Source organism: candidate division TA06 bacterium B3_TA06 (assembly GCA_005223075.1).
Taxonomy (GTDB): domain Bacteria; phylum Hydrothermota; class Tepidihabitantia; order B3-TA06; family B3-TA06; genus B3-TA06.
In genome coordinates, this window is sequence record NJBO01000008.1 from 1 (window position 1) to 22,288 (window position 22,288).

24 protein-coding genes and 1 tRNA gene are annotated in these 22,288 nt (G+C 52.7%); all 25 read left to right on the top strand.

From position 1 onward, the window contains the following. On the top strand, nt 1-538 hold a 538-nt coding region (tuf, locus tag CEE36_05975; GenBank protein ID TKJ42813.1), incomplete at its 5' end, for an elongation factor Tu. Further along, nucleotides 538-687: a 50S ribosomal protein L33 gene (gene rpmG / locus CEE36_05980; protein ID TKJ42814.1), complete on the top strand. Its 150-nt coding sequence runs from the start codon at nt 538-540 to the stop codon at nt 685-687. The genes tuf and rpmG, both read left to right, overlap by 1 nt. 1 nt (nt 688) lies before the next feature. Beyond that, nucleotides 689-761: transfer RNA gene (locus CEE36_05985), tRNA-Trp, on the top strand. 66 nt (nt 762-827) lie between these two features. Beyond that, the gene (secE, locus tag CEE36_05990; GenBank protein ID TKJ42901.1) at nt 828-977 is read left to right on the top strand and encodes a preprotein translocase subunit SecE; all 150 of its coding nucleotides are present in this window, start codon (nt 828-830) and stop codon (nt 975-977) included. Further along, nucleotides 974-1,498 carry a transcription termination/antitermination factor NusG gene (gene nusG, locus CEE36_05995; protein ID TKJ42815.1) on the top strand — a complete coding sequence of 175 codons (525 nt, stop codon included), beginning with the start codon at nt 974-976 and terminating at the stop codon, nt 1,496-1,498. Before secE ends, nusG begins: the two co-directional genes overlap by 4 nt. A gap of 19 nt (nt 1,499-1,517) precedes the next feature. Beyond that, the gene (rplK, locus tag CEE36_06000) at nt 1,518-1,958 is read left to right on the top strand and encodes a 50S ribosomal protein L11 (protein ID TKJ42816.1); all 441 of its coding nucleotides are present in this window, start codon (nt 1,518-1,520) and stop codon (nt 1,956-1,958) included. Next, nucleotides 1,955-2,671, top strand: coding sequence for a 50S ribosomal protein L1 (locus tag CEE36_06005; GenBank protein ID TKJ42817.1), 717 nt, complete (start codon nt 1,955-1,957; stop codon nt 2,669-2,671). Before rplK ends, CEE36_06005 begins: the two co-directional genes overlap by 4 nt. Continuing rightward, nucleotides 2,671-3,195: a 50S ribosomal protein L10 gene (gene rplJ, locus CEE36_06010; GenBank protein TKJ42818.1), complete on the top strand. Its 525-nt coding sequence runs from the start codon at nt 2,671-2,673 to the stop codon at nt 3,193-3,195. The genes CEE36_06005 and rplJ overlap by 1 nt, the downstream gene beginning before the upstream one ends. Beyond that, nucleotides 3,192-3,698 (top strand): 50S ribosomal protein L7/L12, encoded by a 507-nt coding sequence (locus CEE36_06015; GenBank protein TKJ42819.1) that lies wholly within the window; start codon nt 3,192-3,194, stop codon nt 3,696-3,698. Before rplJ ends, CEE36_06015 begins: the two co-directional genes overlap by 4 nt. Before the next feature lie 4 nt (nt 3,699-3,702). Continuing rightward, complete coding sequence (gene rpoB / locus CEE36_06020) at nt 3,703-7,407, top strand: DNA-directed RNA polymerase subunit beta (GenBank protein ID TKJ42820.1); 3,705 nt, start codon at nt 3,703-3,705, stop codon at nt 7,405-7,407. After that, a complete protein-coding gene (gene rpoC / locus CEE36_06025) occupies nt 7,394-11,425 on the top strand; it encodes a DNA-directed RNA polymerase subunit beta' (protein TKJ42821.1) in 4,032 nt (1,343 codons plus the stop codon). The genes rpoB and rpoC overlap by 14 nt, the downstream gene beginning before the upstream one ends. Before the next feature lie 2 nt (nt 11,426-11,427). Beyond that, on the top strand, nt 11,428-11,805 hold the full coding sequence (locus tag CEE36_06030; protein ID TKJ42822.1) for a 30S ribosomal protein S12: 378 nt from the start codon (nt 11,428-11,430) through the stop codon (nt 11,803-11,805). A gap of 9 nt (nt 11,806-11,814) precedes the next feature. Continuing rightward, nucleotides 11,815-12,285, top strand: a complete 471-nt coding sequence (locus CEE36_06035; GenBank protein TKJ42823.1) for a 30S ribosomal protein S7 — start codon at nt 11,815-11,817, stop codon at nt 12,283-12,285. Continuing rightward, entirely contained in the window at nt 12,279-12,716 is a 438-nt protein-coding gene (locus CEE36_06040; GenBank protein ID TKJ42824.1) for a 50S ribosomal protein L13, read from the top strand. The genes CEE36_06035 and CEE36_06040 overlap by 7 nt, the downstream gene beginning before the upstream one ends. Then, the gene (locus CEE36_06045; GenBank protein TKJ42825.1) at nt 12,716-13,102 is read left to right on the top strand and encodes a 30S ribosomal protein S9; all 387 of its coding nucleotides are present in this window, start codon (nt 12,716-12,718) and stop codon (nt 13,100-13,102) included. The genes CEE36_06040 and CEE36_06045 overlap by 1 nt, the downstream gene beginning before the upstream one ends. Then, on the top strand, nt 13,099-13,857 hold the full coding sequence (gene rpsB / locus CEE36_06050) for a 30S ribosomal protein S2 (protein ID TKJ42826.1): 759 nt from the start codon (nt 13,099-13,101) through the stop codon (nt 13,855-13,857). Before CEE36_06045 ends, rpsB begins: the two co-directional genes overlap by 4 nt. Next, on the top strand, nt 13,851-14,447 hold the full coding sequence (gene tsf / locus CEE36_06055) for an elongation factor Ts (protein ID TKJ42827.1): 597 nt from the start codon (nt 13,851-13,853) through the stop codon (nt 14,445-14,447). The genes rpsB and tsf overlap by 7 nt, the downstream gene beginning before the upstream one ends. A 27-nt stretch (nt 14,448-14,474) precedes the next feature. Continuing rightward, nucleotides 14,475-15,197 carry a UMP kinase gene (locus CEE36_06060; protein ID TKJ42828.1) on the top strand — a complete coding sequence of 241 codons (723 nt, stop codon included), beginning with the start codon at nt 14,475-14,477 and terminating at the stop codon, nt 15,195-15,197. Continuing rightward, the gene (locus tag CEE36_06065) at nt 15,194-15,748 is read left to right on the top strand and encodes a ribosome recycling factor (protein ID TKJ42829.1); all 555 of its coding nucleotides are present in this window, start codon (nt 15,194-15,196) and stop codon (nt 15,746-15,748) included. Before CEE36_06060 ends, CEE36_06065 begins: the two co-directional genes overlap by 4 nt. A 15-nt stretch (nt 15,749-15,763) precedes the next feature. Next, a complete protein-coding gene (locus CEE36_06070) occupies nt 15,764-16,477 on the top strand; it encodes a hypothetical protein (GenBank protein ID TKJ42902.1) in 714 nt (237 codons plus the stop codon). Between the two features lie 28 nt (nt 16,478-16,505). Next, entirely contained in the window at nt 16,506-17,279 is a 774-nt protein-coding gene (locus CEE36_06075) for a hypothetical protein (protein TKJ42830.1), read from the top strand. A gap of 211 nt (nt 17,280-17,490) precedes the next feature. Further along, a complete protein-coding gene (locus tag CEE36_06080) occupies nt 17,491-18,375 on the top strand; it encodes a hypothetical protein (protein ID TKJ42831.1) in 885 nt (294 codons plus the stop codon). 140 nt (nt 18,376-18,515) lie between these two features. Further along, on the top strand, nt 18,516-19,382 hold the full coding sequence (locus CEE36_06085) for a hypothetical protein (protein ID TKJ42832.1): 867 nt from the start codon (nt 18,516-18,518) through the stop codon (nt 19,380-19,382). Nucleotides 19,383-20,326: 944 nt separating this feature from the next. Next, a complete protein-coding gene (locus tag CEE36_06090) occupies nt 20,327-20,848 on the top strand; it encodes a hypothetical protein (protein ID TKJ42833.1) in 522 nt (173 codons plus the stop codon). Nucleotides 20,849-21,068: 220 nt separating this feature from the next. Further along, nucleotides 21,069-22,256: a hypothetical protein gene (locus tag CEE36_06095; protein ID TKJ42834.1), complete on the top strand. Its 1,188-nt coding sequence runs from the start codon at nt 21,069-21,071 to the stop codon at nt 22,254-22,256. Nucleotides 22,257-22,288: the final 32 nt, after the last annotated feature.

A 22,288-nucleotide genomic window follows, 5' to 3' on the forward strand; every position in this document is an offset into this window, starting at 1 on the left:
GGACATCTTTTCTATTACGGGTCGCGGCACGGTGGTAACGGGTAAGGTGGAGCGCGGTAGGATTGTTCCTGGCGACGAGGTAGAGCTTATCGGCTTCGGTATGCACCGCAAGACTGTAGCTACCAGTTTGGAGATGTTTCGCAAGATATTGGACGAGGCTATAGCTGGAGACAACGTTGGTGTTCTTCTGCGCGGTATAGACAAGGACGAGGTGGCTCGCGGTATGGTGGTAGCGAAGCCGGGTTCGATAACGCCTCACACGAAGTTTGTCGGACAGGTGTACGTTTTAAAGAAGGAGGAGGGCGGACGTCACAGTCCGTTCTTTGCCGGTTATCGTCCTCAGTTCTACATTCGTACTACGGACGTTACGGGTTCTGTTGCGCTTCCAGATGGAGTAGAGATGGTGATGCCTGGTGACAACGTAGAGTTGACGGTGGAGTTGATCTCCGACGTTGCATTGGAGGACGGTTCCCGGTTTGCGATCCGAGAGGGTGGTCGCACCGTAGGCGCCGGCGTAGTCACCAAGGTAGTGGAGTGATGCGTGTAATCATAACACTTGCCTGTTCGGAGTGTAAGCGACGCAACTACACTACCACCAAGAACAAGCGCAACACACAGGATCGTGTTACCCTAAAGAAATACTGCCGATTCTGCCGCAAGCATACAGAACACAAAGAAGTTAAGTAACAGGCCTGTAGCTCTAACGGCAGAGCACCGGACTCCAAATCCGGGTGTTGGGGGTTCGAATCCCTCCAGGCCTGCTTGAACCAAGCGAGGAGCGAGTGTTTGGTAAGCTTAGAGATTTCTTCAAAGGTGTAATCAGCGAGATGAAGCGCGTCTCCTGGACATCACGCAAGGAGCTTATAGGCGCTACTGGAGCTGTTCTTATCCTGAGCACCATAATGGCGCTGTTTGTGTGGGGTATAGATACGGTATTTAAGACACTTCTAGCGCTTCTTTTGAAAGCGTTCTTATGAAGTTTTTTGTCGTTCACACCTACACCGGGCACGAGGCCAAGGTGAAGAAGCTTCTTTCCAAGCTGATTGAACGCAGTGAGTTGGCGGATAAGTTCGGTCGGATCATAGTGCCTGTGGAGCGGGTGTGGCGCATTAAGAAGGGCAAGAAGAGTGTAGAGGAGAGACGTCTCTTTCCAGGACACATCCTTGTCGAGCTGGAGCCCACCGAGGAGACGTTTAAGCTGATCAACTCTACTCCTGGAGTGGTGAGACTCTTGGGTACCAAAAAGAGTCCCTCCGCCCTGTCAGAAGAAGAGACTGTGGCCGTTCTGGAGGAGATGAACAAGGGGCAGGAGAAGATGACTGCAGAGGTGCCATTCTCGACCGGCGAGAGCGTCAAGATCACCTCAGGCCCATTTGCCGGTTTTATCGGGACGGTGGATGAGATCAACCCGGAGCGCGGGAAGGTGCGGGTGTTTGTGACGATCTTCGGGCGTTCGACGCCCATAGAACTTGATATTATCGAGGTGCAAACGATTTAGCACATGAAGGAGAAAGAAAGTGGCCAAGGCTAAAGGTAAACAGGTTATTGGACAGATCAAGCTGCACATCCCTGCGGGCCAGGCGACCCCTGCTCCTCCGGTAGGCCCCGCTTTGAGTCAGTGGCAGCTTAACATCCCGGAGTTCTGCAAGCAGTTTAACGCTGCTACCTCTAAGCTCTCTCCGGGATTGATCACGCCGGTAGTGATCACCGTCTACAAAGACAAGAGCTTCTCCTTCGTTACGAAGAGCCCGCCGGCGTCGGTCCTTTTGAAGCAGGCCTGTAAGATAGCCAAGGGATCAGGCACGCCTAACACCCTGAAGGTGGCTTCTATCAAAAGAAAACAGCTTATGGAGATCGTCCGCAAGAAGGCCGATGATCTCAATGCTGCATCCGAGGAGGCGGCTATAAGGATTATCGAAGGAACCGCCCGATCCATGGGCATCACGGTGGAGGATTGATGCAGCACGGTAAACGATTTCGCGATCTGGCAACGAGGATCGACACAAGCCGTGTGTACCCGTTGGATGAGGCTTTGCCTTTGCTCAAGGAGACGGCAAGCGCCAAATTTGATGAGACCGTGGATATAGGCGTCAAGCTGGGCGTTGATCCGCGCAAGGCCGATCAGATGGTGCGTGGCACGGTCTCTTTGCCCAAAGGAACAGGTAGGGAAGTTAAGGTGCTGGTTTTCGCCAAGGGCGAGAAGGAACAGGAGGCAGCCGAAGCAGGAGCTGACTACATCGGCCTTGATGATCTTGCTGAAAAGATTCAAGGGGGATGGGTTGACTTTGATGTCGCGGTAGCTACGCCGGATGCGATGTCTGTAGTCGGAAGATTGGGTAAGCTCCTGGGTCCCAGAGGTCTTATGCCCTCTCCCAAAGCTGGAACCGTTACCTTTGACGTCGCTCAGGCGGTTAAGCAGATCAAGGGCGGGCGAGTGCAGTTCCGCACTGACCGGACAGGTAACGTCCACGCTGTGCTCGGCAAGATGAGTTTTTCAACCCAGGACATTAAAGCGAACCTGTTGGCGTTTATTTCCGAGCTTGCGAGACTGCGCCCCAAGACCTTCAAAGGGCAGTATATCCGCTCCATATATATGTCCGCCACGATGGGGCCGTCTATAAAGCTTGATCCAAAAGAAGTTACGGAGCTTGTACGCAAAGAGGAGTTGTAATGATCAAGGCGGAGAAGAAAAAGCTGGTTGCCGAGCTCGTCCGGGAGTTCAGCAAGGTAGATAACTACTACTTTGCCGACTTTACCGGGATCAACGCCAACGATGTGACCCGCCTACGTAGCCAGCTGCGTGCTGAGAACGCCCGGATGAGGGTTGTCAAGAACCGCTTGCTGGTACGTGTCTTATCCGAGCTCGATATAAAGATCCCTGATCCAGCGGTTCTGCTTAGCTCTACCGCTGTGCTTTATTCCTTGGATGATGAGTTGGTTCCGGCACGCAAGGTTTCGGAGTTCGCCAGCAAGGATGTTCCCATAAGATTCAAGGGAGCGTTTCTTGAAGGACGTTTCTTTACGGTTGAGGAGGTAGAGCGTCTGGCAAAGATTCCATCACATGATGAGTTGCTTTCGCAACTCGTTGGCCTATTTGAAGGAGCAAAGAGTGCGCTGGTCAGTGTATTGCAGGCCAAGCTGCAGGAGTTAGTAGGAGTTTTGAGTTCGCTCAGAGCGCAAAAGGAGGTACAATGAGCGAAGAAGCCGTCAAGGCTAAGGAGACTAAAGAAGCTAAAAAGGCTAAAGTAACCAAGGAAGCCGCCACTGCGGTTGCAGAAAAGAAAGAGGAGAAGAAGGTAAAGAAGGTCAAGGCCGGCACAGTCAAGCTGGACAAGCTTGTTGATGAGATCGGTTCTCTTACCGTGCTTGAGCTCGCTGAGCTGGTGGAGACCTTGAAGGAGAGGTTTTCAATCCAGGCGGTTGCAGTTGCTCCCGCCGCTGCTGCGGGGGCTGCTGCTGGTGCTTCTGCCGAAGTTGTCGCTGAGAAGAATGAGTTTGACATTGTTCTTACCGATGTTGGCGGACAGAAGCTGCAGGTTCTAAAGGAGGTTCGTAGCGTCACCAGCCTCGGACTCAAGGAAGCCAAGGATCTTATCGACAACCTCCCTGGAACCGTTAAGGAAGCCGCTGGCAAAGAGGAAGCCGAGGAGATCAAGAAGAAACTGGAGTCGGTTGGAGCCAAGGTAGAGCTGAAGTAGGCTGATGAAGTTCAAGGACTTCTCTAAGCTTCCGAGATACGGAACGGCCGAGGCGATGAAGAACATCCAGATAGGCTCTTTCGAGGAGTGTCTGCAGACCGATGTTGTGCCCGAGAAGCGAAAACTCATAGGCCTGGAGGCCGCTTTCGACGAGGCCTTTCCTATAGAGGATATTCATAGTCATCTTCGGCTTGAATATCTGGGCTACGAAGTAGGACCTTCGCTTTATACGCCTGAGGAGGCGATTGAGCGAGGCGCCACCTACTCCAGACCTGTAAACGGTTTCTTCAGGCTGACCCGGTTCTTTGAACCCGAAGAAAAGGGGGCCGAGCCACGCCTAAAGGATGTAATCGGACAGAAGGTCTACATCTGTGACGTTCCCTACATCACCTCGGGCGGCAGCTTTATCATCCACGGGGTGGAGCGCGTGGTTATCAGCCAGTTGCAGCGCTCACCTGGTATCTACTTCTCATTGATGAAGGGCGCCTACTCCACGCTGATTGTTCCCGAACGCGGCGCCTGGTTCCAGATAGACGTTGGCAACAACAACGTCCTCACCGCGGTCTTTGAGCGAAGGCGCAAGGTGCCCCTTTTTACCTTCCTAAGGACTCTGGGGTATACCCCTGAGGATCTGGTAGACGAGTTCGTTCGCACGCGCGAGACAGCTCCCAAAGAGGGAGTTGTTTTGGCCGCCACGGTCAAGACCCCGGATGGGGTGACCCTGGCCGATCTCGGTGACGAGCTTACCGCCGAGCTGTGTGGATTCCTTAGGGAACGCCGGATCTCCAAGGTCAAGGTATTCGATGAGGACCGCTACGGTGTGCGTGTGCTTATTGATTCGATCCGTGCCGATAAGTCTACCTCGGAAGATGACGCCTTGCGGAGGATCTACTACAAGCTGCGTTCGGTGATGCCCTCAACGATCGATCTGGCCAAAAGACTTGTCTTCGGGATGCTTTTCGATCACCGCAGGTTCAGTTTGGGCAGGGTAGGCAGACACAAGCTTAACGCGAAACTCGGGTTTAAGAAAAGAAAGGATCTGATCCTGCGCAAGGACGAGATGCTTGCCATCTCAAAGAGACTTATCGAATTCGCCGAGCGCCGTCATCCCTCTGATGATATGGATCACCTCTCCAACCGTCGGGTTAAGGGTATAGGAGAGCAGCTTTACAACGTTTTCCGTCAATCGCTTCTGCAACTGGGACAGAACTCCAAGGAGCGCGCGAGCTTCATCGACGAGGAAAAGGCGACCCCGCTTGAACTTCTCAACTCTCCGGTCGTCTCCAACAGCGTTACGCGTTTCTTTACCACCGGCACTGTATCCCAGTTTATGGAACAGGTCAATCCGTTGGCAGAGCTTACGCATAAGCGTCGTCTGACAGCACTCGGCCCGGGTGGACTCACCAAGGAGACAGCAGGTTTCGAGGTGCGCGACGTTCACTACTCCCACTTCGGCCGCATCTGTCCTATAGAGACCCCGGAAGGGCAGAACATCGGTCTCATCACATCGCTTGCCTACTACAGTAAGATCGACGCTTACGGCTTTATCAAGACCCCTTACGTAAAGGTCGAGAACGGTCGTATAACCGGCAAGATTGATTACCTGAACGCCGAAGCCGAAGAGGAGTTTAGCATCGCCCCCCCTGACGAGCTTGAGTTTGACTCCGAGCGCCGCATCAAGGGCAAGGAGGTCCCCGCACGCTTGAGGGGTGAGGTGGTGATGGTTCCGCCCGAAAAGATTGACTACGTGACCTTCTCTCCCAGACAGATATTCTCGCCCTCAACCTCTCTTATTCCATTCCTTGAGCACGACGACGGCGACCGGGCTCTCATGGGTTCAAATATGCAGCGTCAGGCCGTACCACTTATCCGGCCAGAGGCTCCTTATGTTATGACAGGCGTAGAGGAGACAGTTGCCCGAAAGGCGGAGTCGGTTGTTGCAACAGACGAACCCGGACGAGTGGCTTACGTGGATGCCAAGAGGATACTCCTCGAGACGAAGCAAGGCATCCGCGAGTACCGGTTGCGCAACTTCCAGAAATCCAATCAGTATACCTGTATCCACTACCGGCCGATTGTTAAACCTGGCGAGCGTGTAAAGCGTGGCCAGGTTATGGCCGACGGCCCTTCAACCTGCCAGGGGCATCTTTCACTGGGACGCAACATCCTGGTTGCTTTCATGCCTCTATGGGGTTATAACTATGAGGATGCGATCGTCGTCTCAGAGCGGATTCTGGTGGAGGATGAGTTTACCTCCATCCAGGTTCTTGAGTACGAGGTCCAGGCCCGTGAGACCCGTCTTGGCCCGGAGGAGATTACTCGTGATATACCAGGGGCGTCAGAATCTGACCTGGTTGATCTTGATGAGTTCGGGATCGTTCGCATCGGGGCGGAGGTTAAACCCGACGATATCCTTGCGGGCCGCATCACCCCTCGAGGAGACACAGAGCTTACCCCTGAGGAGCGTCTTCTTCGTGCGATCTTCGGAGAGAAGGCGACAAACGTCCGCGATACCTCTCTGCGCGTGGAGCCCGGCGTCTTCGGCACGGTGATAGGGTGCAGGATCCTTACACGCAATACCCAGGATCCCCTGGCACGTCGTGTAATCGAGGAGCGCCGTCGCAGCGTTGAGAGGCGCTTCGACGACCGTCGTGAGCTACTACTTGCTCAGCGCGACACAGAACTGCGCCGCCTGCTTTCAGGCCAAAAACTTGCCGCTGCGGTTCTCAGTAAACGCGGTAAGGAGATACTTGCCAAGGGTGAGGTTCTTACAGATTCGCTTCTTGAGGATCTGCCTTTTGACAAACTGAAGCTTGCAAAGATTCAACTTACCGATAAGAAGAAGACAGCCAAGCTCTCCGAACTACTACAGCGAACGGCAAAGGTTCTTTCCGAGCTGGAAGACGAGCTGCGTAGCCAGCTTGAAAACGCCTCAAGGGGCGATGATCTGCCGCACGGGGTGCTTAAATCGCTAAAGATCTACATCGCTCAGAAGCGAAACCTCTCGGTAGGTGACAAGCTTTCAGGTCGTCACGGTAACAAGGGTGTTGTCTCCAAGATCCTTCCGGTCGAGGACATGCCTTACCTGTCTGACGGCACGCCGGTTGACATGGTCCTTAACACCTTGAGTGTGCCCTCGCGTATGAACATCGGACAGATCCTTGAGACGATCCTGGGATACGCCGCTCACCGGTTGGGTTACAACGCTGTCTGTCCGATCTTTGAGGGCGCCACGATTGAAGAGATCAAAGAAGAACTTCGTGAAGCCGGCCTGCCTTTGTCCGGTAAGGTGAGGTTGCGCGACGGCCGCACCGGAGAGGAGTTCGACGGAGACGTCACCGTAGGCTACATGTATATGATGAAGCTCATTCACATGGTTGATGACAAGATTCACGCCCGTTCGACCGGAACCTACTCGCTTATCACCCAGCAGCCACTGGGCGGTAAGGCTCAGTTTGGCGGTCAGCGTTTCGGAGAGATGGAGGTCTGGGCGCTTGAGGCTTACGGTGCCGCTCATACCCTTCAGGAGATGTTAACCATTAAGTCCGACGACGTGGAAGGGCGCAACGCCTTGTATGAGGCGCTTATCAAGGGGCAAAACCCTCCGCCTCCAACGATGCCGGCAAGCTTTAACGTGCTTGTCAAGGAGCTTCGAGGGCTTGGGCTTAATCTAGTTCCACTAAAGGAGAAGAAGAATGCCTCCCGATAGAGTTGAAGGTTGGGATTTTGATGCACTCAGGATTCAGATAGCCTCACCTGAGGACGTACGTAGCTGGTCCATGGGAGAGGTTACCAAGGCAGAGACCATCAACTACCGCACGCAGAAACCTGAGCGTGACGGGCTCTTCTGCGAGCGTATCTTCGGTCCTGTGAAGAACTACGAGTGCAGTTGCGGCAAGTACAAGAAGGTTCGCTACAAGGGAATAGTCTGTGACCGTTGCGGCGTGGAGGTTACCACCTCGGCGGTGCGCCGTGAACGTATGGGACACATCGAGCTTGCCATCCCGGTGGTGCATTCACTTTTCTACAAGGTGCCTCCTTCCAAGATAGGCAAGCTTCTGGACCTGTCCGCAGGCCAGATTGAAAGTATCGTCAACTACGAAGCCTACGTTGTGCTTGAGACAGGTTCATCAACTTACAAGAAGCTTTCCCTTATCTACGACGAGGACGAGTATCATGATGTGATATCGAGATATGAGGGTCTTAAGGCCGGCATGGGGACGGAGTCCCTTTTGGAGCTCCTCAGGGCGATAGACCTTGACGACCTCTCGGCAGAGCTGAAGTCGCGTATCAAGCACGAGGTCTCCAAACGCCGGGCGTTGCTTGATCGCCTCAAGATCGTAGAGGCGTTCCGCCAATCGGAGAACCGCGTGGAGTGGATGATCCTTGAGGTTATACCGGTTATCCCGCCTGATCTGCGTCCCCTGGTGGCGCTTGAGGGAGGTCGCTATGCAACCTCGGACATCAACGACCTCTATAAGCGTGTCGTCGTCCGCAACAATCGCCTCAAGCATCTCATGTCCATAAAGACCCCGGATATCATCCTCAAGAACGAAAAGCGGATGCTTCAGGAGGCTCTAAACGCGCTCTTTGATAACGAGCACCTTTCTCGTCCGGTCAGGGGACGCGGCAATAGGCCGCTCAAATCCTTGTCCGAAACCCTTAGGGGTAAGCAGGGACGATTCCGCCGCAACCTTCTCGGAAAACGAGTTGACTACTCCGGTCGTTCGGTGATCGTCGTAGATCCACATCTTAAGCTTTACGAGTGCTCACTGCCCAAGGAGATGGGTAAGGAGCTCTTCAAACCGATAGTCCTGCAGCGTCTTGAGGAGCGCAAGGTCGCCCAGTCCGATCGCAGCGCGAAGGAGCTATTCCGCATGGAGGCTCCTGAGATGTGGGAGGTTCTGGAGGAGATCGTTAAATCACATCCTGTGCTCCTTAACCGTGCACCTACCCTGCACCGTGTTTCGGTGCAGGCCTTCTATCCTCGGTTGTGGGAGAACCGTGCTATCGGTATTCATCCTCTGGTCTGTCCACCCTTCAACGCCGACTTCGACGGTGATACTATGTCTGTCCACGTTCCCTTTACACCTGAGGCGATTCTTGAAAGTTCGGTGCTCCTCTTGGCGCCGAACAACATCCTCTCACCTGCGAACGGGAAACCGTTGATGGTGCCAGGACAGGACATGGTTCTTGGTATCTACTACCTGACCAAACAGCATCCGGGTAAGGCCCGTGATCCCAGGCCCTTATACGACAGATTCGAGGAACTGCACCTCGCCTACGAGAACAAGACCATGGGTCTTTTTGATGAGATCGATTGGCTGCATAAGGGCAAGCGGGTCAAGACGACCGTTGGGCGTGTATTCCTTAATGAGGTTCTTCCAGAGGAGCTTCGTTTCGTCAACAAGGCTCTTAACAGAAGGGAGACGGTTAACCTGATTGATGCCTGCTTCAGGGGCTTCGGCTTCAGGTGCACCGCAGAACTTCTCGATTCCCTTAAGGAATTGGGGTTTGACTATGCTACTCGATCCGGTGCCTCGATAGGGATGGATGATCTGGTTGAGCCGCGTGTTAAGCAAAAGATCATCGGACAGGCCATGAAGGAGGCCAAGCGGTATTATGACGCCTACGAAAAGGGTGTGATCACCGAACGGGAGAGGTACAACAATGTAGTAAACATGTGGGTCAATGCTTCGAGGGAGCTTCTAGATTACATGATGAATGATCTCACGGAGGACCAAGAGGGATTTAACCCCCTGTTTATGTTGATCGATTCCGATGCTCGTGGTTCCAAGGATCAGGCCAAGCAGCTTGCCGCGATGCGCGGTCTCATGTCTCGTCCTTCGCGTCGCCTTACCGGTGAAGAGGTGATCGAGCGTCCTATCATTAGTTCCTTCAAGAACGGCCTTACGGTTCTCGAGTACTTCCTCTCTACGCACGGTGCGCGTAAGGGTCTCACTGACACCGCCCTTAAGACCGCGGAGGCCGGTTACCTTACCCGTCGCCTTGTTGACGTCGCCCAGGATGTCATCGTTGCCATTGAGGACTGTGGGACGATTCTGGGTGAGGAAGTTGGTGCCCTGCGTGAAGGTGGAAAGGTGATGGAGGCGCTTTCTGAGCGTATCACAGGTAGGATAGCACTGCAGAGCGTTCAGAATCCTATCACCGGTGAAGCGATAGTCTACGCCGGCGAGGAGATTACCGAAGAGAAGGCAGCCGAGATCGAACAGGTGGGCATAGAGAAGGTACGTGTCCGTTCGGTCCTTACCTGCGAGGCCGCCAGCGGGGTATGTGCTCAGTGTTACGGTCGCAATCCGGCGACCGGCAGGATGGTTGAGATAGGCGAGGCGGTTGGAATCATGGGTGCCCAGTCCATTGGCGAACCTGGCACCCAGCTTACCCTTCGTACATTCCACTATGGCGGAGTTGCCCAGCGCGCGGCTGAGGAGACGAGTATGGAGGCCAAGTTCGACGGCAAGGTAGGGGTCGGGAAGCTGGAGACGGTCCAGCGCTCCGATGGTGCGGTGATCGTGATTGGCGAGGGGGGGACGATTGAACTTACCTCACAGAAACGCAAGGCGACGTTTGTTGTTCCTAAGGGTTCTTTGCTTCTACTCAAGGACGGTGAGGAGGTTGGCGAAGGAACCGTGCTCTTCGAATGGGAGCCTTACGTGATCTCAATTATCGCTCTCAACCCTGGTAAGGTCCGCTTCGTGGATATCATCCCCGGTGTTACCCTGCGTGAGGATGTGGTTGGCACCTCTGAGCGCAAACAGATGATTATCGTCGAGGACCGCGAGAAACGTCGTCACCCTCAGCTTAAGATCTGCGGTGCTAAAGGTAAGGTGTTGGGACGCTATGAGCTGCCGGCGGGTGCATATCTCCTTGTTGAAGACGGTGCCGAGATAGGCCCAGGAGAGATACTTGCCAAGTTCCAGCGAGAGATCGGCAAGACTACCGATATCACCGGGGGTCTGCCTCGAGTCTCAGAGCTATTCGAAGCCAAACACCCTAAGAACCCCGCGATTATTGCAGACATCGACGGAACTGTCCGTATAGATCCACCACAGGAGGGTGTGCGTCGTTTGCGTATACTATCAGAGTCAGGGACCGAGAAGGAATACAAGATCCCTTATGCCAAGTATCTTCTTGTTGAAGATACAGGCTACGTGAAGGCGGGAGAGAAGCTCTGTGAGGGGAACATAGATCCTCACGACATCCTGCGCGTAAAGGGACGCATGGCTGTGATGGAGTATCTGACCAACGAGATTCAGGAGGTTTACCGCATGCAGGGTGTAAGGATCAACGACAAGCATATAGCCCTTATTGTGCGGCAGATGCTTAGCAAGGTAAAGATAGACGATCCAGGAGACTCCACATTCGTGGAGGGAGAGATTATCGAGAAGCAGCGTATCCAGGAGGTGAATGATAAGCTTCGCGCTGATGGGGTTGCTCCTGCGACCTTCCATCCCATCCTCCTGGGTATCACAAAAGCTTCTTTAACCACTAATAGTTTCTTTGCAGCCGCCTCGTTTCAGGAGACCACCAGGGTTCTCTCGATGGCTGCCGTGGAGGGCAAGGTAGATCACCTTACAGGTCTTAAGGAAAACGTGATCGTGGGCAAGCTGATCCCGGCCGGAACCGGGTTCCCGGGCTTTGTCCTTAAAGATGCAGAAGAAGAGATCATAGAGCAAAGAGAAATGCCAAAAACGGAGGCCGGATAGAGATGCCGACAGTTAATCAGTTGGTTCGTTACGGCCGAAAGATGCCTAAGAGGAGGTCCTCGACAGCCGCGCTTGAGGGCAATCCGCAGAAACGCGGTGTCTGCACGCGTGTCTACACCACCACACCTAAGAAGCCGAACTCGGCTCTCAGGAAGGTGTGTAAGGTGCGTTTAACAACCGGCTACGAGGTAATTGCCTACATCCCTGGCGAGGGGCATAACCTTCAGGAACACTCGGTTGTTTTGATCCAGGGCGGTCGTGTTAAAGACCTGCCTGGTGTGCGCTACCGTGTGATTCGAGGGGTGTTGGATACCGCAGGCGTCGAAGGCCGAAAACAAGCTCGCTCACTGTACGGGGTGAAGCGACCCAAGAAGGCTTAAGGAGGCTCTATGGGCAGAAGACGTAGAGCCTCTGTGCGTGAGATCCAGCCGGATCCGCGCTACAACTCAACCCTTGTTGCCAAGTTCATCAACAGCCTTATGTGGGCTGGCAAGAAGACCGTTGCGCAGAAGATCTTCTACGAAGCGCTGGAGATTATGGAGCGCAAGACGAAGGAAGACGCCTACACGGTTTTTGAACGCGCGTTCAAAAACGTCAGGCCGGTGCTTGAGGTCAGGCCCCGTCGTGTAGGTGGCTCCACCTACCAGGTCCCGATGGAGGTAAGGTCTAAGCGCCGCCAATCCTTGGCTGTTAAGTGGATCATCCGCGCGGCTCGCTCAAGAAGTGAGTATCGCATGTCTGAAAGGCTGGCCAACGAGCTCTTGGATGCCTCCCGTAATCATGGTGCAGCATGCAAGAAGAAGGAGGAGACCCACAAGATGGCCGAGGCAAACCGTGCGTTCGCACACTTCCGATGGTAGAGACTGGAGCAGGAATGAGAAAAGAAACCCATAAATGGTGGCTGGTGGATGCCCGTGACCAGGTTCTGGGTCGTCTGGCAACGCGTATAGCCACGATCTTGATGGGCAAGAGCAAGCCGACCTACACGCCGCATGTGGATGCAGGCGACTTTGTAGTTGTCGTAAACGCGGACAAGGTTCGTCTGACAGGTAGGAAGGCTGAAAATAAGGTATACTACCATCATAGTTTTTATCCCGGCGGCTTGAAGGAAGTCCCATTCAAGAGGATGCTTAAGCGTCACCCGGAGCGTGTGCTGTTCCTTGCGGTGAAGAACATGCTGCCAAAGAATAAGCTTCGCGCTCGCAGGCTGGGGAGGCTTAAGATCTATGCATCGGCTTTGCACCCACACCAGGCGCAGAAGCCTGAGATGTTTGAGATTGGAGGTCGCTGATGGCAACCGAGCACGCCGTCGGAACCCGCAAGCGTGCAACTGCTAAGATCTGGCTTACCCCAGGCGTAGGTAAATTCACGGCCAACGGCAAGGGGCTTGAGGAGTACCTGAAACGTAAGGATCTTTCTCTTACGGCCATTCGTCCGCTTGAGGTAACAGATAGCCTCAAGAGATTTGACGTTCGCGTTCAGGTTAAAGGCGGGGGGACCTCTGCCCAGGCAGGTGCTATCAGTCTGGGGCTGGCCCGCGCGCTTGCCAAACATGAGCCGGATCTCCAGAGAACCTTGAAGCACGCCGGACTTCTTACGAGAGACCCTAGAGAGAAAGAACGTATGAAGTATGGTTTAGCTAAACGCAGAAAGAGTTTCCAATGGACAAAGCGATGAATAAAGAGCAAGATAGGGCTGTGGGCGTTCCAGTTGTGTCCTTTGATCTCAAGAACTTGCTTGAGGCCGGTGTACATTTCGGTCACCGGGCCAGGCGCTGGAACCCGAAGTTCGAACGCTTCATCTACGGGAAGCGCAACGGTATTCACATTATCGACATCCGTCAGACCATTGAGCGTTTGCGGCTCGCTTACGAGGCGGTCGGTTCGATACTTGAGACTGGCGGCGATGCTATCTTCGTGGGAACCAAGCAGCAGGCACGCGAGATAATAACCGAAGAAGCCGGACGCTGCGGCAGTTACTTCGTGGTTGACCGTTGGGTTGGCGGGCTTCTCACTAACTTTGAGAACGTCTCTAAGCGTGTTCAGCGTTACGCAGAGCTTGATTCGATCATCACGGGTGAGCAGTTCAAGGAGCTTCCTGAGAAAGAACAGGTGCGACTCATGCGGCTTCACCGCAAGATGAGCAAGCTTTATAAAGGTGTCAGGAACATGGATTCCATACCTGGGTTGATGTTCGTTGTTGATCCGGTGAAGGAAGCCACCGCGGTAGCCGAGGTCAGGAGACTCAAGATACCGGTTATCGCCTTGATTGACACCAACGGCGATCCGGATTCGGTGGACTACCCAATCCCTGGCAACGATGATGCTATGCGTTCGATCAAGCTTGTGACCTCGGTCGTTGCTGATGCGGTTATGCGTAGCAAGAAGGCTTTTGAGGCTGAGCTTGAGGAAGAAAGCGAGGATAAATCGTGAGCGAGCTGGACGCGATAAAGGAACTGCGGGCGCGGACCGGCGCAGGGGTGCTTGATTGCAAAAAGGCGATCGCTGAATCTGAGGGTGACATCCAGCGGGCAATAGATGTACTTCGCAAGAAGGGCATTGCCAAGGCCGAATCCAAGGCGGGACGTGAAGCAAAGGAAGGGATTATTGAAGCCTACATCCATCCTGGTGCGAAACTCGGGGTTTTGCTTGAGCTCAACTGCGAGACGGATTTCGTGGCTCGCAACCAGGAGTTCAAGAACCTTGCTCATCACATCGCCATGCATATAGCCGCCTCTGACCCTGTCGCTGTATCACGCAAAGACGTTCCTGATGAGATTCTACAGCGGGAGCGTGAGATATACACCGAGCAGGCCAGGGCTTCAGGTAAGCCGGAACACGTTATAGAAAAGATCGTTGCGGGCCGCCTTGACAAATACTACAAGGAGAGCTGCCTTCTCGAACAGCCGTTTGTCAAAGACCCGGATAAGGCGGTTAAGGACGTTATCACGGAGAAGATCGCCAAGATTGGCGAGAACATCGTCGTTCAGAGGTTCCAGCGGTTCAAGATCGGAGAAGAGTGAGAATCAATAGATTAGAGTGACGTAAAGTTGAAGAAGATTAATAAAACGTCTCGAGATTTGAAGGATGAAGGTCTCCTCCTCAAGTTGAGCGGGGAGGTTTTTTCTCACGCCGAGGTTCTTGATGGGATAGTGGGTGAGATAGCGAATCTTGCCGGCCGGGTGAGGCTTGCAGTTCTCCTGGGCGGCGGTAACCACGTCCGCGGTGCGTGGTCGGGACTCAGCGGCGAGGCCCGCGTCTTTGCCGATCGCATGGGGATGATCGGGAGCCTTCTTAACGGTCTGCGGCTTGAGAGCATGCTGCGCGATGCAGGGATTTGTGCCGTTCACATGAGTGCTGTGTCTATAGCATGGGTCAGCCGTTACGACCCTGTAGGGGCACGGGATGCCTTCAACGATCGGAAGCTACTTATCTTTAGCGGCGGCACAGGCCTGCCTTACTTTTCCACCGACACCTCGGCTGTGCTGCGGGCGGTTGAGATCGGCGCGCACAGGGTGCTTAAGGGAACAAAGGTGAAGGGGGTTTACTCCGATGATCCGGAAAAGAATCAACAGGCTCGCTTCTTTAAAGAGCTCAGTTACGCAGAGGCACTCGCGCAGAATCTGGCGGTTATGGACCAGACCGCCTTCTCACTTGCGCGCGAGTACGATCTTATTGTTCAGGTTTTTGATGTATTCTGCCCGGAGAACATCGGCCGTATTGTTCGCGGCCACCGGGTGGGAACAATTATCAAAAGAGGAGTTGGCGCATGAAGGAAATCCTTAAAGACAGTGAAGCAAAGATGAAGAAGACCGTCGAGTTACTGGCAGGCGAGTTTGCACGTATCCGCACCTCGCGTGCCAACCCTGCTTTGCTCGAGGGGATAAAAGTCAACTACTACGGGGTTCCTACACCCTTAAAGCAGATCGCCTCTATAGGAGTGCCCGATCCGCGCAGTCTGGTTATCCAGCCGTGGGACAAGAATGCGCTTGGCGCGATCGAGAAGGCGATACAAGCCTCTGACCTGGGTTTGACCCCGAACGTCGAGGCCAATCTTATCCGTATCTCTATACCTGCCCTTACCGAGGAGCGGCGCAAGGATCTGGTGAAACTTGTTTCTCGTCTTACCGAGGAGAGCCGGGTTTCGGTGCGTAACATCCGCAGGGAGGCGATCGAGCAGTTCAAGCGCAAGGAGAAGGACAGCGAGATCAGCGAGGATGATATGCACCGCGGCCAGAAACAGGTGCAGGAGCTTACCGATCGCTACGTCGAGGAGCTGGACGAGCTCTTCGCCAAGAAGGAGAAGGAGATCCTCGAACAGTAAGAAGTGAGCGTTTCTATTCCCAAGGGCAGGCTGCCTCGTCACGTGGCGATCATCATGGACGGCAACGGTCGCTGGGCACGGCGAAAGATGCTTCCGAGGGCGGCAGGTCACTATGAGGGGGTTAAGCGGGTTCGCGAGATTGTCCGGGCATGCGGTGAATTTGGTATCTCCTATCTCACACTATACACCTTCTCGGCCGAGAACTGGGATCGGCCCCAGAGCGAAGTTAAAGAGCTAATGAAGATGCTTGAAAGGCTTCTGCGCGGCGAGGTCGAGGAGCTTAACAAAAATAACGTTCGGTTCGAGGCGATTGGTCGGACAGAAGCTCTTCCCTCCAAGGTCCAGGAAGGCATACGCAAGATGCACGAGCGGCTTTCAAGGAATACCGGATTGGTGCTTGTTCTGGGGCTTAACTACGGTGGACGTCAGGAGATTGTTGATATGGCTAAAAGGGCGGCTCAGGCGGCAGCGGAGGGGAAGTTGGATGTCGATTCCATTGATGAGGAAACCTTGGGTTCGTTTCAGTATCTCCCCTGGCTGCCCGATCCTGATCTCTTGATTCGCACCGGAGCGGAGAAGCGGATCTCCAACTTCCTTCTCTGGCAGTCGGCCTACACCGAGCTTTACTTTACCGACGTGCTCTGGCCCAACTTCAAGCGAGAAGAGCTTGAGGCAGCCCTTGCCGACTACGTCGGTCGGGAGCGCCGCTTTGGCCGCGTCAAGGAGTAAGATCTTCAAGGGGAGGTGGCTGGTATGGGTGGTGCTTATTCCCCTGACGCTCGCGGCTATGGCCGCACCAGTATGGATTGCAGCGATTTATGCCTTGCTGTGGATACTGGCTGCCTCCTTTGAGTTCCTTCGCCTATACATCAAACCCTTCCGGTTCTATCATCTTCTTTTTCTTATTGCCCCCATACTAATCTGGGCGTATACACTTTTCCTAACCCCTTTCTCGCTTGCGAGTCATCTTTTTGCAGCATTTGTAATTCAGGTATTACTCTGGCTCCTCTTCTTCCCCTCCAAGCCGGCGCTTATACTGCCTCTACTGATTTTGCCCCTGTATCTCGGCTTTGTGCCTGTCCACTTTGTTTTACTTAAACAGGAGGTCGTCAGGCAAGGCCTTAGTTACGCCTGGCTTGCGTTTCCGTTTGTAATGACTTGGGTTAACGACACAGCTGCGTACCTCTTGGGTTCTTGGCTGGGGCGCACACTTTTATGCCCGAAGATCTCGCCCCGCAAGACGGTAGAGGGTCTGATTTCAGGGATTGTTGTTACCGTAGGAGCCGGTGTTGGATATTCAGCGCTCTTTTTACCCGATCAGCCGTTATGGTGTGGAGTAATTCTTGCGCTTGCAGTGGCCCTGATAGGTGTTCTTGGCGACTTGCTTGAATCTGCAATCAAGCGTGAACGCGGGGTTAAGAATTCTTCTGAGATACTCGGCGGGCACGGCGGGTTCCTCGATCGGATAGACAGCCTCATGTTCGGCGTGGCTATCTACTACTACCTCTATCTCTTGATCTTGAGCCTATAAGGCAGGCTACGTCTTCGGCAGAATGAAGGAATAAAATGCTTGACATCTTGTTAGAAGTTGTCTATACTAAGATAGAGAAAGGCCAAGATGAGAGGCAGTTGTTGTATAGGACGACGTAGCAATTCGCCACACTACCCAGATCCCCTTCGGCACTTCGCAAACACACAAGACGTTATGTGAAATTCTGGGTTAAAAAGAAGGAGGATTAGCTTTGAATCAGAATAAAATCGCAAAAATATTTATCAGTCATGGTCACAACGAACTGCTGAAACTGAAATTGAAAAATTTTATAGCCGAACGGTTAGGATTGTACCCAGTGATACTTGCTGAGCAACCTGATCTTGGATTGACTATAATAGAAAAACTTGAAAAATACGGCAAGGATTGTGATTTTGCCTTAATTATTCTTACGGCTGATGATCAAACCGTTAATGGTGGTATTAGAGCTAGGCAGAATGTTATTCATGAATTAGGATTCTTTCATGGAATTCTTGGTAGAGATAAAGTCTTATTACTAAAGCAATTTAATGTAGAGTTGTTTGCAAATATATCGGGTCTCATTTATAAAGAATTCGAGGATGATAAAATAGAATCAATTTTTGAAGACATTCGATTTGCCATTGAAACAGGCAGTGCACAGAGCAGAGGCGAATCTGTTCCAAAGAAAAAAACTGACGACAGTGAAGAATTTTCTTCGAAAATTTCGAAAAGTATTGATGTAGTGACTTATGAATGGCCGAAGATTGAACGTCGTAATCTATTGGACGAGATGAAAATGATCACTAAGGGACTTGCTGAAGACATGCAGGTTAAAAGAGTAAAGAAGTTTCTTGAGGATAAGAGAAAAGACTATGAAAAAAGGCTCAGCGAGGCTGAAGCCGAAGCTGAAAAATCAAAAGAGACATTTAAAGCGGATCCGGATCATGGTGGTAAAATGGCAGCCATGATTCTTAGTATATCCACGACTATAGCGCCTAAGAGTACAATTGGATTCATCGACAAACTTTTAAATGAGATATCCTTTCTGGACTCTAACAATGTAAAGGCCCAAGACATTATAAACCGAATCATCGGACTTTTTGATGAAGAGCAGTAGCCCAGAACTTCATAATAACAGCGGATAAAAGGCTTCGCTACGCTTCGCCTAAATTACCTTCGGCAACTTCTTTTATCCGCATCCGGCTATCTGAAATAGCGGTTGGTTGTGTCTCCAACCCAAACTAGAAGAAGGTCAGCATGAGACGCGGTTGGTTGTATACTACAACACTGATCCTGCTTCTTGCTTGCCAGACCAGGGAGCGTACGGTTGAAGGATCGGTCCAGTCTCACTTCAGCTCACAGGATGGAATCGAGTGGGTCATCGAGCGCGAGATCGATGCGGCTGGTAAGCGAATCGACGCAGCGATCTATACCTTTACATCGCGCCCCCTTGCCCAGGCACTTGTGGATGCTCAGAAGCGTGGGGTGAGGGTACGCGTGATCCTTGATCCGTCGAACGCAGGGGGGAGCTACAGTAAGGCCACTTATCTTCTTAATAACGGGATAGACGTCAGGGTTGAGCGAGGAGTTGGGTTGATGCATCACAAGTTTGCACTTGTGGACGATTCTATCATCATAACCGGCTCATTCAACTGGACGGCCTCGGCAGAGACAGATAATGACGAGAACGTGCTGCTCCTTATAGGATTTCCAGCAACATACAGGGCGTATTCACGTGAGTTCGAGCGTATCTGGCGGGATGCAAAGGTTTGGGAAGAAGGAGAAGGCGAGATCGTCGAGCTTTCTGCAACTGATACACGGGCGCTAAAGAAGAATGCTGGGGAGAAGGTTGCAGTCATCGGTAAGGTTCTGCGTGTCGGCTACTCGGAGCGTTCGAACACCTACTTCCTTAATTTCTCAGAGGGCAAGAATGGCTTGACCGTTGTTATCTTCTCCTCGGCGACAGTGAAGTTTGAAAGGCTGGGGATAGACATCACTTCCTACGAGGGGAGGCAAGTCGAGGTCATGGGCGAACTTATCGACCATCCCGACTACGGTCTTGAGATCATCTGCGAGGAGCCATCCCAGATACGAGTCTTATCATCCAGGAAAAACTTCTTATAACTCGTCAGGTTTACATTGCACTCGTCACGATTTCCGGGGTCCCCGCGGCGACGCGTTAGCGGCGTCGTGGGGTAAAAAAAGGTGGTCAAAAGCTGGTCAAAAGCTACCCAAAAGGTGGACAAAAGATGGACAAGAGCGCGACTGAGTCGCGATTGCTCCGCAAGCGTCGCCCTCCGGTGCAAAAGTCAAAATGCAAATTGTAAATTGAAAGGGTCAAGGGGTGACGCTCACAGCGATCGGCTCACAGCTGATTGTTCGGGGTCCCCGGGCGGCTGCGTAGCAGACGTCTGGGGTAAAAAAGGCCCGTTTAATTATTCGGGCTGACCTGATACCCTATGGGATAAAAATATCCCAAGGGGCACACTGAGGTCAGCCCCTACGAACTACCGTCTAGTGTCGGGTGAAGCGAAGCGGACGTGCAGGCGGCGTCTGGGGTTTAAAAAAAGTTTAATTATTCGGGCTCTCAGCGACCGTAACCACACCCTGCCTGAGTGCTCACCGTAAATACGCGAGTTTATTTCAAGGGTTACATACCACCCCACGCCGTTACGGCGTAACGCCGCGGTTTCCCCTCCCCCTTTGTCCCCCTACCCTATGGGATGCAGTAAAATTGGCATCCCAAGGGGCACGCTGTCCACCGGGGAGGGGGAGATTACTGTTCGGGCGAACCTGAAATTTTGGCCTGGATTTAGAGTTCCTTGGATTTTTGTCTGGAATCTAAGTTCCGTAGGTTTTTGGCCAGGAATCGAAGACCCTGGAGGTTTACTCCCTTAACTAAAAACCTTGGGGGGGTCTCTATGCTGTCCTGCGGCTGGGCCTGGCAGGCTAAATGCGTACAAATAGGGCTATTACGAGATAGGTTTTAGGGGGTCAGCAAAAACTTGACAAATTGCGGAAAGCGGCGAGAATAAAGGGATGAAGGATTCAAACACAAAGGAGAAGACATGAACAAGCGTTTGGCAATAGGGGTTTTGTTGGTGGTGTATGGTTTTTTGGGGGGGTGCGTTCGAGCTATATCTACAGAGGAGTTTAGGACTCTAGAGAAACAGGTCATTGGAACCCTTATCTTAGATGCTTGGGAAAATCTAGAGGATACTACAGGAGTGGTGACTTTCATGGAGGTAGTGGACGATACCAATGCAGTTGATAGTCTTGTAAAAGCAATTACGGAACAGACACTCTTTTCTCAAGGGTATTCCCTTACAGCCTTCTACGAAAAGGCTAAAGAGCTTGGTATTGATGCAACCAAGGAAATCATCAGTACAACAGAAGACGCACTGACTATAGTGGCGGGCCAATACGTGGCGGGGGCATTCGTGATAGGTTTGACAAATTTGGGTGCTCCCGAGGCTGAGCTAGACAGTATGTTAGAATTCCGTAAGTGGGCAATGGTGGATACCCTTTGCAGAAAGCGTGGATATCTACCCCCTGATTATGAGGAAAGAATAAAGCAACATGGCCAATAATGAGGAGAACTAATTATCATTTTTGGGTCTGGTACGCCCTGGCGCGGCGTGAGGTACGTGCCCGGCAGGCACCGGGTATTCTCGACCGCCGCCCGGGTAGGCCGAAGAATCAGAGAGGCGTTGAGCTTCTGAAAACTTGACAAATTGCGGAAAGCGGTGATAATAAAGGGTATGAACGACTCAAACACACAAAGTGCCCCTCAAGGGTAAAGGAGAAGACATGGGCAAGCGTTTGACGAAGGGGTTTTCGTTGGTGACGGTGGGGGCTTTAGGGTTGTTTGTTACGACCCTCTCTGCAGGCATAAGCGCACGAGCCACCCTAACCAACTGGCTGAATGCAACCTGCAGTAAAAATTGGGAGAAAGTCTATCAGTACGGCGTAACTTCAGGACCGGCTGGTGCTACCGGCTATACAATCCTCAAGGAGGACCCAGAACCGGCGATTGGGCGGATGTGGGTTAGTAAAGACTGGGAGCGTCAATCGTTAGACAGCTTGCGCTCATGGCTCACTCAAGCAGATGCCGCAAGGGACACTGTCGAAAATGTAAATATTGAAGCACTGGTGGCTATGGCATACGAAAAGCAATATCGGGAACGCTACGGGAACCTGCCCGATTCCTTGCTTGTGGTCACAAGGGTAGATGCCAACTTTTCTGATGAAGGCGTAGGGCTAGAAAAGGGAGATATCTTACTTACTTATGACGGGAGACCGGTATACTCTTCCCAGGTTTTCAAGGATGTTTCATGGGAAGCTACCCGAGAACGCATCAATCGAACCGAACTTGGAGAAGTTATCGCTTTTTTAAAGTCTCTCAAAAAGGACCCCCATCGAGGCATGGCTGAGCTGGTGATCCTGCGGGCCGGAGATACGCTCAGCATCTGGTGTCCCAGAGAAGGCTATTGTATTGCCCCCACGTTATCATTAAAAGCAACTATCGAACCCCCCAACATCATAGGTGCCGCCAGGATGCGTGCAAGGGAATATTATAGGAAATGCCAGATCTTCGGCGCGCAGATCTCCCTGATTAATCGTGCTTATAAATGCGTTGGCTCGCTGCCCCCGGCAAGATCGGGTCCTGACTTCCGGGCCAGCCTCCTCGGGATGAGGATGATTCTTGATAACGGCATGGAGTTTGCCCTTATCTCTCAGGGGCACCCCGATGTGGCGGCTGCAATGTTAGAGCCGGAAGATTTGGAGTGTATGGGGAAGGGTACATTGGTGATCAGGAACAAAACTTTTGATGTTGAGGCCCACGGCATATTCCAGAGTGGAGTATTTAAAGGACTGCCCTGGGCGTGGCATTACGACGTTTGGGTCGCCCGTTGTGACCGTGTGGTGAACGAGGAGACTATCCCTGGTAAATGGTTGGTAATCGGAGCCATCGAATATGAGAGTTGGGAAGAGTAATCCATGAATCTTCCCTTTTGGGTGTGGTATAC